Origin of the sequence: Methylobacterium sp. J-077 (genome assembly GCF_022829365.1) — a bacterium.
GTDB lineage: Bacteria > Pseudomonadota > Alphaproteobacteria > Rhizobiales > Beijerinckiaceae > Methylobacterium.
In genome coordinates, this window is sequence record NZ_JAKSYJ010000021.1 from 1 (window position 1) to 12839 (window position 12839).

The following is a 12839-nucleotide window of genomic DNA, read 5'->3' on the forward strand; positions in this document are numbered from 1 at the left end:
GCACCGGCCGGGGACCATGCCCGTCCGATGCCGCGGGTCGCCGCGGGGATCGGACCCCGCGCGTAGTTGGCCGACACCAGGGTCCCCGCGGCGTCCCGCGTCCCTCGTGGTTGGATCTCTTGGGCCATGCCCCCGGCGCCATTGGCGGGTGGGGACGTTGACGCGCGTCCGGAGGTTTGAAGGGGCAGGTTCATGCATGAGAGCCGTCGCGCTTTCCGTAGCCGGGTGCGATCGACGGCGTCCGGCATCTTGGCCCAGCCCGGCCGAATCCCCATGTCGAAAAAATCCGAGTTCTCGAACGAAGCTGCCGGCGTGCGGGCGGCGTTAAAGGTTGCATGAGCGAGACGCTGACGTCCGGCGAGGCCCGGCTCCAGGCACAGGCCGCGCCCGAGGGCGAGATCGCCGCGGCGACCCACACCCTGGTGATCGGGCCCTATCTGGCCCGGGGCGCGCAAGGCCCGGGGGGACCGGGCCACGCCGCCGCCCTGCCGACCCGCTCCGTGGAGGCGCGCCTCGACGAGGCCACCGGGCTTGCCGCCGCGATCGAGCTCGACGTGGTCGAGAGCCTCGCGATCAGCCTGCCGCGCATCCGCCCCTCGACCTATCTCGGCAAGGGCCGGGTCGAGGAGATCGCCGGGCTGATCCGCGCCCGCGAGATCGGCCTCGTGGTGATGGATTGCGCGCTCTCGCCGGTGCAGCAGCGCAACCTCGAAAAGGAATGGGGCGCCAAGGTCATCGACCGCACCGGCCTGATCCTGGAGATTTTTGGGCGGCGCGCCTCGACCCGGGAGGGCACGCTCCAGGTCGAGCACGCGCACCTCGCCTACCAGAAATCGCGGCTGGTCCGGTCCTGGACCCACCTGGAGCGCCAGCGCGGCGGCTTCGGCTTCCTGGGCGGCCCCGGCGAGACCCAGATCGAGGCCGACCGGCGCATGATCCAGGAGCGCATGACCCGGATCGAGCGCGACCTCGACGCGGTGGTGCGGACCCGCGGCCTGCACCGGCAGAGCCGCGCCCGGGTGCCGTACCCGATCGTGGCGCTGGTCGGCTACACCAATGCCGGCAAGTCGAGCCTGTTCAATACCCTGACCCGGGCCGAGGTCACCGCCAAGGACATGCTGTTCGCCACCCTCGACCCGACCGCCCGGGCGACCAAGCTGCCGCATGGTGAAAACGTGATCCTGTCGGACACGGTGGGCTTCATCTCCGACCTGCCGACCGCCCTGATCGCCGCGTTCCGGGCGACCCTGGAGGATGCGATCGAGGCCGACGTGCTGCTGCACGTGCGCGACGTCAGCCACGTCGATTCCGAGGCCCAGGCCGAGGACGTCGGCGAGGTGCTGCGCGAGCTCGGCATCGAGACCACGGCCGAGCGGATCATCGAGGTCTGGAACAAGTCCGACCTGCTGGACGACGACGAGCGCAACCGGCTGATGAACCTCAGCGGCCAGGCCAAGGCCCGCAACGACCGCGACAGCGACGCGCCGGTGCTGGTCTCGGCGCTGACCGGGGAGGGGCTCGCCGCCCTCACCGCCCGGATCGAGGCGCGGATCGGCCGCCACCGGGCGAGCTTCGCGGTGTCGCTGCCCCCCGAGGACGGGGCGGCGCTGAACTGGCTCTACGAGAACGCCGAGATCCTGGACCGGCGCACGGAGGCCGACGGCACCCTGCACCTGGCGATCCGGATCGCTCCCGAGAAGGAGCCGCGCTTCCTCAACCGCTTCAGCGCGGCCCGGCGCCTCGACCGGGGCGCGTGATGGCCGCGGGCGGCGCCCGGACAGCCGGGGACCGCGCCGCGCGCAAGGGGGAGACGGGCCAGGACGATCCCGCCGTGCTGCGGGCCATGCAGGCGGGCGGCGGCCTGCGCCTGCTCGGGCTGCGGATCGTGATCGTGCTGGTGCTGCTGATGGCGGCCCAGGCCTATGACGGCTCCCTGCACGCCCTCAGCCACTGGTTCATCCTCGGCCTCTACGGCGCCGGCACGGTCTGGTTCGGGCTGGGGGAGCGGGGCGGCGGTCCCCGAGCGGCAGCCTACAGCTGGGCCGGGACCCTACTGAACGCCGGACTCGCCGTCTACGTGATCATCGAGCACATGCTGGCCGGCGGCGGGGCCGGCCTCGGGGCCGACGCGGTGAGCCGCCTGCCGGCCTTCCTGCTGCTGCTCCAGACCGGCCTGAGCATGCGGGTCGCCCAGACCCTGCTGTTCTGCGCGGTGGTGACGGCCTGCTGGACCGCGGCCTTCCTGGTCGGGCTGGCCTGGCCGGATCTGTTCCCGGGGCCGGATTCGTTCCCGACCGCGCAGGTCACCGGGCTCGCGACCTTCGTGGCCGCCGGCCTCCTGGTGATCGACGGCATGTCCCGCCTGCGGGAGGCGGTGACCCGGGGTTTGCGCATGGAGCACGAGCGCGCCCAGCTCGCCCGGTTCGTGCCCGACACGGTCGCCCTCGACCTCGCCGCCGAAGAGGTCGGCTCCAGCATGGGCGTGCACCGGCGCCACGCCTGCCTGATGATCCTCGACATCCGCGGCTTCTCGCGGCTGAGCCGGGAGCACCCGCCGGAGGCGATGGTGACGGCGCTGCTAGCCGTCCGGGCGGCTGCGCAGGCCGCGGTGGCGGAGCAGGGCGGGCTTGTCGACAAGTATGTCGGCGACGCGGTGCTGGTGCAGTTCGTGGTCGGGCGCCCCCGCGCCCAGGCTCGGGCGGCGCTCGCCTGCGCCCTGTCGATCCACGACCGGATCGCCGCCCTCAACGCAGCGCGGACCGGGGCGGGGCTGTTCACCCTGCGGGTGGTGGTCGCCCTGCATGCGGGCGACCTCCTGGTCGGCGTGTTCGACGACGGGGTGCGGGCCGAATACACCGTGCTGGGCCCGGCGATGAACGCCCTGTCGCGCCTGGAGGCCCGGGCCAAGGCGGCCGAGATCGAGATCGGCGCCTCGGGGGATGTTCTGGATCTGCTCGGGGGGCCGCTGCCGCCCCGCATCCGGGCGGTCCCGGTGCCGGATGCCAACGCCGCCCAGCCCACCCTGTTCGCCATCGTGGAGACGCCGGCGACCTGAGGCTCAGTTCCGCCGGAACAAGCGCGAGGCTGATCCGTTCGGTCGGCGCGGCGCAGAGTCGCGAACGGACGAAAAACCCATGAGCAAGATTCTTCTCGGCGCGACGCTCGCGCTCGGCCTCGTCCTCGGCGCCGTCAGCCCGAGCCTCGCCGCCCCGGGTGACGGCCTCGACCGGAACGCCGCCGCCACCGGCAACAGCAATTTCGGCGGCATGCACCGCGGCGCCCGGATGTCCTCCCGGGGCGTGATGATGAGCCGCCATCACATGATGCGCCGGCACCATCGCCACCACATGATGCGCCGCCACTACCGCTGAGTTCTCGGGACCCCGTGCCTGCGCGACCCGCGTGCCGGCACGGAACCGGAGCCTGGGGTGCCGGGCGCGACGGCGTCTGCCGAGCCGGTCTCCACTTGGGCGGCGAGCGCTCCGGCGCATCGTCGCGGTTCCGGTCTTCGGGACGATGCGCTGGGGAGAATCCGGATTCGGCGCGCCCAAGTCGGGCGCGACGCGGCGGAGGATCCATGCTGGGACTGGGACGGGTCGGGCGGTTCGCCCTCGGATGTCTCGCGCTCGCGTTCGGCACGGCCGCGCGGGCTGAGGAGAAGCCGGTCCCGCCCCTGGTCTTCACCGGCATCCCCGATCAGGACGAGAGCCGCCTGGTCGAACGCTTCGGCAAGGTCGCGACCGATCTCGAAGCCAAGCTCGGCGTGCCGGTGCGCTATATCCCGGTCAAGAGCTACCCGGCGGCGGTCACCGCCTTCACCAACGGGCAGGTGCAGCTCGCCTGGTTCGGCGGCTTCACCGGGGTCCAAGCGCGCCGGGCCGTGCCGGGCTCCCGGGCGATCGCCCAGGGCGCCGAGGACGCGGCGTTCAAGACCTACCTGATCGCCCATGCCGGGGCCGGGCTGGAGCCGGCGAAGGATTTTCCGAAGGCGATCGCCGACAAAACCTTCACGTTCGGCGCCCGGGCCTCGACCTCCGGGCGGCTGATGCCGGAATACTTCATCCGCCAGGCCTTCCCGGGCAAGAACCCGGAGCAGGTGTTTTCCCGGGTCGGGTTCTCCGGCGACCACAGCCGCACGATCCAGCTGGTCCAGTCCGGTGCCTTCGCGGTCGGCGCCGTCGACTACGCGGTCTGGGACCTCGACACCAAGGCCGGCAAGGTCGACCGACAAGCGGTCTCGGTGATCTGGGAGAGCCCGACCTTCCCGGACTATCAATGGACCGTGCGCGGCGACGTGGAGCAGACCTACGGGGCCGGCTTCACCGAGACGCTCAAGGGCGCCCTGGTCGGCATCATCGACCCGGCGATCCTGGAACCGTTCGGCCGGTCGAAGTTCATCCCAGTCACCAACGCCGCCTACGAGCCCCTGGTCGAGGTCGGCCGCGCCACCGGCCTGCTGGACTACCTGCTGTACCGCTGGGAGCTGATCCTGCGCAAGAGCGCGATCTTCGGCATCCTGGGGGTGACGACGCTGGGCTTCTACGTCGACGCCGCGATCTCGGAGTTGCGCCTCGACGTGGCCGTGGTGCTGATCGCCGCCACTGCCGGGATGACCGTGGCGGTGGACGCCCTTTCGCGAGGCCTGCGCCGGTCCCTGCGCATCGACACCCTGCCGACCCGCCTCTCCGGGCCGGCGCCCGTGGCCGGCGCGCCCGAAGAGGCTTGAAGCGCGGGATCGGGACAAATAGCGGGCTTCCAAGGGGCTCAGCCCTTTGGCGGGTTATCAGGGCAGAGCCCTGATCAACACCTGTGAAGCCGGTGCCTCACCACTTGTAGCTTAGGCTGGCCACGACCCGCCGCGCCTCGCCGTAGAAGCAGGAGGTGAAAGTCTGGCAGGACGAGACGTAGCGCCGGTCGCCGATATTGGTCGCGTTCACCTGCAGGCGCCAGCGATCCCAGTTGTAATGGACCTGCGCGTCGAACAGCACGTAGTCCGGCACTCGGTACAGGTTGGCCACGTCGGCGAAGGAGCGCCCGACATAGCGCACGCCGCCGCCGAAGCCGAAGCCGCGCAGATCACCCGTCGGGATGGTGTAGTCGACGAACACGTTGGCGAAGTTCTCCGGGATGTTGACCGGGACCTTGCCGATCAGGTCCGGGCCACCCCGCTCGTTAGTCAGCCCGTAGATCGTGTAGGAGGCCGAGACGTTGAGGCCGTCGAACAGGCTCGCGACCAGCTGCGCCTCGAAGCCCGTGGACCGCACCTCGCCGAGCTGGGCATTGAACAGCGGGTTGGCGGGGTTGGCAGTCAGCACGTTCTGGCGGTGGATGTCGAAGCCCGCCAGGGTGACGAAGTAGCCCTGCCCGGGCGGCTCGAACTTGATGCCGCCCTCGACCTGCTTGCCGGTCTCGGGCTTGAAGGTCTGGTTGTCGATGCCGGTCCCGATCAGCGGCTGGAACGAGGTCGAGAGGCTGACATAGGGGGCGAGCCCGTTGTCGAAATTGTAGATCAGCGCCGTACGGTAGGTGGTGCCGTTGTCGCTGCGGCCGTTGCTGCCCGAGCCGTTGTTGAGTTTGTCGACCACCCGGTTATCGGCGAAATCCTGGCGGCCGCCGAGCAACAGGGTGAGCCGGTCGGTGATCTTGATCTGGTCCTGCAAGTAGAAGCCGAGCTGCTTGAATGCGTCGGAATTGATCAGGTAGGGGGACGGCGTCCCGGTGGGCAGGCCGTAGGCCGGAGCCAGGATGTTCAGGTCGCTCGCCGGGAACAGCGACGCCTGGTTGTCGCTCAAGCGGTAGTCCTTGTAGTCCAGGCCCATCAGCAGGTCATGGCGGAAGTATCCGTCGAAGAACCGCGCCTCGGCTTGGTTGTCGACCTGGAACAGGTTGACCTTGGCGCTGTCGCGGAACTGGTAGCGGGCGAGCAGCGTCTGGGCGGGATTGCTGTAGCCAAGCTGGCCGATATCGGAGTCCTGAAAGCTCTTGAGGAACGAGTAGCGCAGGTTCTGCCGGACGGTCCACGTGTCGTCGAAGTCGTGCTCGAACTCGTAGCCGAGGAAGGCCTGGTCGCGCTGGAAGGTGTTGAAGCCGGCATCGCCGACATTCAGCGAGCGCGGGATGCGCAGGCCGGAGGCGTTGGGCCGCACGGTTCCGAGATACGGCAGGAAGTTCGACGTCACCGCAGTGTTGTCGTGCTGGAAGCTCGACAGGAAGGTGAAGCGCGTCGCCCCATCCGGCTTATAGGTGACCGACGGTGCGATGTAGAAGCTGTCGTCCGGGGCGCCGTCGACCTGGGTTCCGCCCTGGCGGCCGAAACCGGTCAGCCGGTAGAACCAGTGGCCTTCCTGGTCCGCCGGGCCGCCGAAATCGAAGGCGGCGTATTTCTGGCCGAACGAGCCGCCGCCGACCTCGGCATAGCCGAACGGGTCGAGGGTCGGGCGCTTGGTCACTTGGTTGACGATGCCGCCGGGGCTGCCGGCCCCGAACAGGACCGCCGCGGGGCCGCGCAGGACCTCGATCCGCTCGAGCCCGAACGTGTCGGTCTTGAAGTAGCCGAAACCGTAATTCAGCTGCTGCAGCCCGTCCCGGTAGATGCCGTAGTCGCTCACCACGAAGCCGCGCAGGGTGAGATAGTCGATACGCGTATCCGCCCCGTACACGCCGCCATAGGCGCCGGCGACGTACTGGGTCGCCTGGGTCAGGGTCTGGGCGTTCTGGGCGTCGAGCTGCTGGCGCCCGATCACGGTGATCGATTGCGGCGTCTCGATCAGCGGGGTGTTGGTCTTCGTCGCGGTCGCCGAGCGCTTCGCCACGAAACCGTCGATCGGTCCGGTCGGGTTCTCCACGCTGCGCGAGGCCGCGCTGGACCGTGCCGCCTGGACCGGGCCGCCCCCGCGGCTCTCGACGCTGATCTCGTCGAGCTGCACGCTGCCTTCGGCAGGCGGGTTGGCGGTGCCGCGACGCGGCGGCGTCGCGTCCTGGGCCAGCGCCGGGACGGCCTGCGCCAGCACGGCCAGGGAGGCACCGATGACGAGGGCGCGCAGGGCGCCGGAACGGGGAGGAGCGACTCTCATCTGACTGGACCCTGTGCGACCCCGCGGACAGCCGACCGCGTTCGCCGGAGACGGTCCCGGCGGGGCTGCCCCGCTCTTTAGAATTGTGATAAACTGCTGTTATTATTCAGCTTTCTGCCACACGCAGTACGTGCAGCCAGGCTTGGCCGCAAGCGGGGCACGCGCGGAAGGCGAGGGCTGTTGCGGTTTCGACACGTAGGAATGGACGTGTCCCGCATGCCGCCAGGGCGGCCCGCCGGAGGCGGGCGCGCAAGCCTGTGGACGCCGTGGGCCGGTCCGCCGCGCCCGGTCCCGAAGCTACTTCACGCGGGTCCCGAGCCAGCCGGCTAAGGCATCCGCCACGGCGTCGCTGTTGGTCTCCAGCATCACCATGTGGCTGTTGCCGCGCAGGCCCTGGTCGGCCAGCCGGATCACGTCGGGCCTAGCGCCGGCCTGGGTCAGGAAGGCGGCCGTGCAGGCATCGTAGGTGGCGTGGAACGAGGCCTCGGCGGTCACCACCACGGTCGGCACCTTGGCGAGGTTCGGCAGGGTCCGGGCGGGGTCGGCCTGCAGCCAGCAGCGGATCTGGCCGTCGGGCCCCTTGGCCTGCTGCACCACGGCCAGGTCTTCCGGCGCCTTGACCGGTGGGTCGAAGGTCAGCGGCATCCGGGTCAGTCCGTAGGCGCGGGCGCGACCGTCCCCGGACCGCTCCCAGAAATCCTTACCGCCGCGGAACTGCACGTCGAAGAAGGGCGGCCCGTTGGGCTCCACGCTGATATGGGCCTTCACAAGGTCGGGACGGGCATCCGAGGCCGCCCAGCCGAACAGCGCCCCCTGGCCGTGGGTGAGCAGGATCGCCGGCCCGATCTTCTCCAGCAGGGCCAAAAGGGCCGGATCGACGAGCTCTTCCGTCTGCTGGCCGTTGGCCAGGAACGGGACCTGGCTGGCAAAGAACTGGTCGAAGGCGGAATTGCCCTGCACGCCGGTGCCGCCCGGCCATTGCGTGTGGAGCTTCGCCTGCGGGAACAGGTCGTAGACCTCCGGGGCCGTGTAGGTCTTCTCGAGGCCGCGGGTGCCGAGCCGGTCGTAGGGCCCGTAGACTTCCGGGTTGGTGCCCGAGCGCCCGCGCCCGACCTGATCGACCACGTAGACCTGGTAGCCCTTCTCGACGAAGCGCTGCACCCAGCCCGGCCGGCCGTCCGCAGTGGCGAGGAAGTTCACCCCGGTCTGGGCGAGCCCATGCACCATCACCACCGGATAGGGCTGGGTGATCCGGGCGGGCGTGCGCGACTGCACGAACATTTGGCCGACCATCACGGTCTTGTCGCCGAGTTTCTGATACCGGCCGCCGGTGTAGAAATAGCCCGCTCGGGTGACGGGCTCGGGGGCGGGCTCCTCGGCCCGGACCGGCAACGCGGCCAGGCTCAATCCCTGAACCACGAGCAACGCCCTCAGAATGCCGCCCGCGCCGCGCGCCGCGATGCCCCCCGAGATCCCCTGGCCGGCCATACGTCTCTCTCCGGATGCGCTTCGCATCGGGCGGGCTTATTGCGGGAAACGGCGCGTTCGGCCAGCACCTCCGGTTGACGCACGCAGGAGCCGCCCCCTCAAAGTGCCCGAGTCCCGAGAGCCCGAACCCACACGCATGCCAGGCCCATCACGGCGACGCTGGTGAAACCGCGGCCGCACGCCCACCTTCGGGTCATCGCGGGCGCCGGGATCGGCGCCCCTCGCCCGGAGAGCCCGCGGCGAGACCCAGTCAAGGACGTCACGCCGTGGACCCCGCTACCGCCAAGATTCTGGTTTCCGCCGCTCTGGTCGCCTCGATCGTCCTGTTCAGCCTCGTGTCGATCCAGGCCTTCATCGTCCAGATCGCGGCCGATCTCCGCGAGGCAAGGGCTGCGCGCGTGCCGGTTCGCGCCGAACGTCCGCGGCCCCCGCAGGCCTGACCGAGGCTCTCAGGTCCTGTCCTGGCGAGCCCGCTCGCGCAGGATGAACTTCTGGACCTTGCCGGTGGAGGTCTTCGGCAGGTCGCCGAAGATCACGTGGCGGGGCAGCTTGTAGGCGGCGAGCCGCCCCCGGCACCATTGGATCAGCTCGTCGGCGCTCGGCGTCGCCCCCGGCTTCAGCTCGACGAAGGCGCAGGGCGTCTCGCCCCATTTCGCGTCCGGCTTGGCCACCACCGCGGCGGCCGACACCGCCGGGTGCTTGAACAGGGCGTCCTCGACCTCGATCGACGAGATGTTCTCGCCGCCCGAGATGATGATGTCCTTCGACCGGTCCTTGAGCTGGACGTAGCCGTCCGGGTGCTTCACCCCGAGATCGCCGGTGCGGAACCAGCCGCCCTTGAAGGCGGCCTGCGTGGCCGCCGGATTCTTGAGGTAGCCGCGCATCACCACGTTGCCGCGCATCATCACCTCGCCGATCGTCGTGCCGTCGGCGGGCACCGGCTCGAGACTCTCCGGATCGCGCACGTCGAGGGCTTCCAGCACCGGGTAGCGCACCCCCTGGCGGGCTTTCTTCGCCGCCCGCTGGTCGGCCGCCAGGGCGTCCCAATCCGCGTGCCAGGCATTGACCACCGCCGGGCCGTAGCTCTCGGTCAGGCCGTACAGGTGGGTCACGTCGAAGCCGGCCTCGGACATCCCGGCGAGCACTGCCTCGGGCGGGGGCGCCGCGGCCGTGAAGAACGCCACCCGCCGGGGCAGGTCGCGGCGCTCGGCATCGGGGGCGTTGATCAGCATCTGCATCACGATCGGCGCGCCGCAGAGATGCGTGACCCCGTGCTCCGCCATCAGCCGGTACAGCGCCTCCGCCCGGACCTGGCGCAGGCAGACATGGGTGCCGGCCACGATCGACAGGGTCCAGGGGAAGCACCAGCCGTTGCAGTGGAACATCGGCAGGGTCCAGAGATAGACCGGGTGCTGCCCGAGCCCGCCGGTGATGACGTTGCCGAGTGCCAGCAGGGCCGCGCCCCGGTGGTGGTAGACCACGCCCTTCGGGTCGCCGGTGGTGCCCGAGGTGTAGTTCAGCGCGATCGCGTCCCACTCGTCGCCGGGCAGCTGCCAGTCGTGCTCCGGGTCGCCCCCCGCCAGGAAGGTTTCGTAATCCGTCTCCCCGAGCCGCGCGCCCGGCCCGTCGTATTCCGGATCGTCGACATCGATGACGAAGGGTCTCGGCTCCAGGCCGTCGAGCGCCGCCGCGGCGGTCTTCGCGAATTCCCGGTCGGTGATCAGCACCTTGGCCTCGCCGTGCTCCAGGCAGAACCGGATCGCCGCGGCGTCGAGGCGGGTGTTGAGGGTGTTGAGCACCGCCCCGGTCATCGGCACGCCGTAATGGCACTCGACCATCTCGGGGGTGTTGGCGAGGAAGGCCGCCACGGTGTCGCCGCGGCCGAGCCCGCGCCGCGCCAGCGCCGAGGCCAGGCGGCGGGCGCGGGCATAGAGCTCCCGGTAGGAGCGCCGCAGGGGGCCGTGGATCACGGCGACCTGCTCGGGGAACACCCGGGCCGCCCGGTCGAGATAGAGCAGGGGGGTCAGCGGCTGGTGGTTGGCCGGCACGCGGTCGAGATCGCGGTCGTAGATCGTGTCGCGGGCCATCGGCATCCTCCCGGCATTGTGTTGCCGGGACAGTAGCTTGTGGGCGCGGGCGCGAGCAATCGCCCTGCAGTGAGGATGCGCTCAGTGGCGCGGCTCGTCCTCGGGCTCGGGCAGGAAACTGGCGAGTTCGAAGCCGATCTCGATCATCAGGCGCTCGATATGCTCGACCAGCACCGGCCGCTGCAGGGTATAGGCGAGGTCGCGCAGGGCGATGACGTGCTCGGCCATCCGGTTCACGACGCGCTCGCTCTGCACGAGGTTGGCCGTCTGCTCCTCGGTCCGGTCGATCGCGATGCCGCGGCCCTGCATCGTGCGGCCCGTGGGGTCGCGCTCGATCCGGCCGCGCATCAGCAGGGTCCGGATGCCGCTGCGGGTGTCCCGGGTGCGGAACTCCGCCTCCAGGGTGCCGCCGGTCTCGGACACGGCGTGTAGGTAGCTCTCGATCCGGATGCGATCCTCCGGATGGGTCCGGTCGAGGAACGCCGCCAGGGACACGCCGGTGGCGGCCGCCACCGGGTCGAGGCCGAGCAGCCCGGCCAGGGAGGCCGAGAGCGCCAGCCGGTCGGCCCAATGATCGTGGACCCACGTACCGACCACGCCGGAAGCGTCCAAGACGGATTGCGGGATCGGGGCTTCGGCCATGCCATTCCTCGCCGGGCTGTCAAACGCCGCCAAACCTGAGGTTATCAAATCCATCGCGGTCCCGGCGCCGGCATTCCTAAGGCTACGGTATCCTATAGCGGCTGAAAAGGCCGTTCAGGGATTAGACAGCATAAATCTTAACCTAAAGTTTAGATTAGGCGCGATTGGCCGCCAGCTTCACCGGGACCGGCCGCCCGGGCGTGGGGGCTGGTCTTAACCGGTCGTTAACCATGCCGCACGCAACGTGTCGCACGAGATCCTTGGGTCACAGGATCGCGGCAGCCCGTGATCATGCACCTGAGGTTGCCCGGCGCGGGCGCGGCAATCGTTGTTGCCCGCACCCCGGCGGATGCGCGGAGCCATCTGGAGGACGCCCAGGATGAAAGCGATCACCTTCGTCACGCAGAAGGGCGGCAGCGGCAAGAGTACGCTGTGCATCTCCTTGGCGGTCGCCGCCCGGGAGGCGGGCCATACGGTCTGCATTCTGGAGATGGACCGCCAGGCCACGATCTCGGACTGGCTCGACCACCGCACCGCCGACGGTCCCGAGGTCGCGCAGATCGATGCGACGCAGATCGATGCCGTGATGGAGCGCCTGCGCGAATCCGCCTACGACTTCGTGTTCATCGACACGCCGGGGGTCGATTCCACCGGCACGCTCTCGGCGATTCGCGCGGCGGATCTGTGCATCATCCCGTGCCGGCCGACGCCGGCCGACCTGCGGGCGTTCAAGCCGACGCTCGCAGCGGTCTACCGGCTGGAGAAGAAATTCGCCTTCGTGCTGAATCAGACCCCGCCTCGCTCCTACCGGGTCCGGGACGCGGCCGACGGGCTCGCCGTGCTCGGAATCCTGCCGGACGTGAACATCGTCGCCCGCACCGACCACCAGGACGCGATCGGCCTCGGCCAGGGCGTCACCGAGTTCAATCCCAAGGGCCAGGCCGCCGGGGAGGTCCGCCGCCTCTGGGCCTGGATCGAGCGCCGCACGCAGTCGCTGAGGACGGGCCAGCATGTCCAAGCCGCCTAAGCTCAGCCTCGCGGCGATCGTCGCCTCGGCGAACCCGCCGGATCGGCACTTGGGCGCAAAGGCGGCCTTCGCCGGCCGGCCGCAGGGCGCCGAGATCGTGACCCTGGCGCTCGCGCCCCCGGGGGCGAAGCCGGCCGCAACGCTGAAGCAGCGCGCCCGTCAGATGTCGGTCTACCTAGAGCCGCCGGTCTACGACCAGCTCCGCGACCTCGCCTATGCCGAGCGGACCAAGATGCACGCCCTGATGCTGGAGGCCCTCGACCTGCTGTTCAAGCAGCGCGGCGCGCGTTCCATCGCGCAACTGACCGATACCCAGCCCCGCTGAACCGGGTTTCCAAAGGGCCGTGCCCTTTGGCGGGGTTCGGAGGCGGAGCCCCTGATCATCGGGCGACGCCTGACACCAGGGCTCCGCCCTGGACCCGCAAAAGGTCTCGGACCTTTTGAAAACTGAAATTTTTTCCTCGATCAATGGGTTGATCGAAAATCCTCATGCGTCGAGCGAGGAAACGGTCCATCGAACGG

The 12839-nt window shown here is 69.9% G+C and carries 11 protein-coding genes; 7 read left to right on the top strand and 4 right to left on the bottom strand.

The window, feature by feature from the left end; genetic code table 11:
* Positions 1 to 335 precede the first annotated feature (335 nt).
* From hflX to MKL11_RS00715, 4 genes are all read left to right on the top strand, one after another.
* The gene (gene hflX, locus MKL11_RS00700; protein ID WP_243939350.1) at positions 336 to 1757 is read left to right on the top strand and encodes a GTPase HflX; all 1422 of its coding nucleotides are present in this window, start codon (positions 336 to 338) and stop codon (positions 1755 to 1757) included.
* On the top strand, positions 1757 to 3055 hold the full coding sequence (locus MKL11_RS00705) for an adenylate/guanylate cyclase domain-containing protein (RefSeq protein ID WP_243939352.1): 1299 nt from the start codon (positions 1757 to 1759) through the stop codon (positions 3053 to 3055). Before hflX ends, MKL11_RS00705 begins: the two co-directional genes overlap by 1 nt.
* Positions 3056 to 3134: 79 nt before the next feature.
* A complete protein-coding gene (locus MKL11_RS00710) occupies positions 3135 to 3371 on the top strand; it encodes a hypothetical protein (protein ID WP_243939354.1) in 237 nt (78 codons plus the stop codon).
* 206 nt (positions 3372 to 3577) lie between these two features.
* Positions 3578 to 4726, top strand: coding sequence for a putative selenate ABC transporter substrate-binding protein (locus tag MKL11_RS00715; RefSeq protein WP_243939356.1), 1149 nt, complete (start codon positions 3578 to 3580; stop codon positions 4724 to 4726).
* 97 nt (positions 4727 to 4823) lie between these two features.
* On the opposite strand, the gene MKL11_RS00720 is transcribed toward MKL11_RS00715, so the two are convergent.
* Both MKL11_RS00720 and MKL11_RS00725 read right to left on the bottom strand, forming a co-directional pair.
* Complete coding sequence (locus MKL11_RS00720) at positions 4824 to 7073, bottom strand: TonB-dependent siderophore receptor (protein WP_243939358.1); 2250 nt, start codon at positions 7071 to 7073, stop codon at positions 4824 to 4826.
* A gap of 297 nt (positions 7074 to 7370) precedes the next feature.
* Complete coding sequence (locus MKL11_RS00725) at positions 7371 to 8561, bottom strand: alpha/beta hydrolase (RefSeq protein ID WP_243939360.1); 1191 nt, start codon at positions 8559 to 8561, stop codon at positions 7371 to 7373.
* 266 nt (positions 8562 to 8827) lie between these two features.
* Between MKL11_RS00725 and MKL11_RS00730 the strand changes: the two genes are divergently transcribed.
* Positions 8828 to 9001, top strand: a complete 174-nt coding sequence (locus MKL11_RS00730; protein WP_243939362.1) for a hypothetical protein — start codon at positions 8828 to 8830, stop codon at positions 8999 to 9001.
* 9 nt (positions 9002 to 9010) lie between these two features.
* Here the strand turns inward: MKL11_RS00730 and MKL11_RS00735 are convergent, their stop codons facing one another.
* Both MKL11_RS00735 and MKL11_RS00740 read right to left on the bottom strand, forming a co-directional pair.
* Positions 9011 to 10648, bottom strand: a complete 1638-nt coding sequence (locus MKL11_RS00735; protein WP_243939364.1) for an acyl-CoA synthetase — start codon at positions 10646 to 10648, stop codon at positions 9011 to 9013.
* Positions 10649 to 10729: 81 nt separating this feature from the next.
* The gene (locus tag MKL11_RS00740; RefSeq protein WP_243939366.1) at positions 10730 to 11290 is read right to left on the bottom strand and encodes a PAS domain-containing protein; all 561 of its coding nucleotides are present in this window, start codon (positions 11288 to 11290) and stop codon (positions 10730 to 10732) included.
* A 379-nt stretch (positions 11291 to 11669) separates the two neighbouring features.
* Here MKL11_RS00740 and MKL11_RS00745 point away from each other — a divergent pair, with 379 nt between their 5' ends.
* Complete coding sequence (locus tag MKL11_RS00745; protein WP_243939368.1) at positions 11670 to 12317, top strand: ParA family protein; 648 nt, start codon at positions 11670 to 11672, stop codon at positions 12315 to 12317.
* Positions 12301 to 12642, top strand: a complete 342-nt coding sequence (locus MKL11_RS00750) for a ribbon-helix-helix domain-containing protein (protein WP_243939370.1) — start codon at positions 12301 to 12303, stop codon at positions 12640 to 12642. The genes MKL11_RS00745 and MKL11_RS00750 overlap by 17 nt, the downstream gene beginning before the upstream one ends.
* The last annotated feature ends 197 nt before the right edge of the window (positions 12643 to 12839 follow it).

Excerpts from the sequence above, each read along its gene's own strand:
- hflX (WP_243939350.1), top strand. The coding sequence starts at position 336 with ATGAGCGAGACGCTGACGTCCGGCGAGGCCCGGCTCCAGGCACAGGCC.
- MKL11_RS00705 (WP_243939352.1), top strand. The coding sequence starts at position 1,757 with ATGGCCGCGGGCGGCGCCCGGACAGCCGGGGACCGCGCCGCGCGCAAG.
- MKL11_RS00710 (WP_243939354.1), top strand. The coding sequence starts at position 3,135 with ATGAGCAAGATTCTTCTCGGCGCGACGCTCGCGCTCGGCCTCGTCCTC.
- MKL11_RS00715 (WP_243939356.1), top strand. The coding sequence starts at position 3,578 with ATGCTGGGACTGGGACGGGTCGGGCGGTTCGCCCTCGGATGTCTCGCG.
- MKL11_RS00720 (WP_243939358.1), bottom strand. The coding sequence starts at position 7,073 with ATGAGAGTCGCTCCTCCCCGTTCCGGCGCCCTGCGCGCCCTCGTCATC.
- MKL11_RS00725 (WP_243939360.1), bottom strand. The coding sequence starts at position 8,561 with ATGGCCGGCCAGGGGATCTCGGGGGGCATCGCGGCGCGCGGCGCGGGC.
- MKL11_RS00735 (WP_243939364.1), bottom strand. The coding sequence starts at position 10,648 with ATGGCCCGCGACACGATCTACGACCGCGATCTCGACCGCGTGCCGGCC.
- MKL11_RS00740 (WP_243939366.1), bottom strand. The coding sequence starts at position 11,290 with ATGGCCGAAGCCCCGATCCCGCAATCCGTCTTGGACGCTTCCGGCGTG.
- MKL11_RS00745 (WP_243939368.1), top strand. The coding sequence starts at position 11,670 with ATGAAAGCGATCACCTTCGTCACGCAGAAGGGCGGCAGCGGCAAGAGT.
- MKL11_RS00750 (WP_243939370.1), top strand. The coding sequence starts at position 12,301 with ATGTCCAAGCCGCCTAAGCTCAGCCTCGCGGCGATCGTCGCCTCGGCG.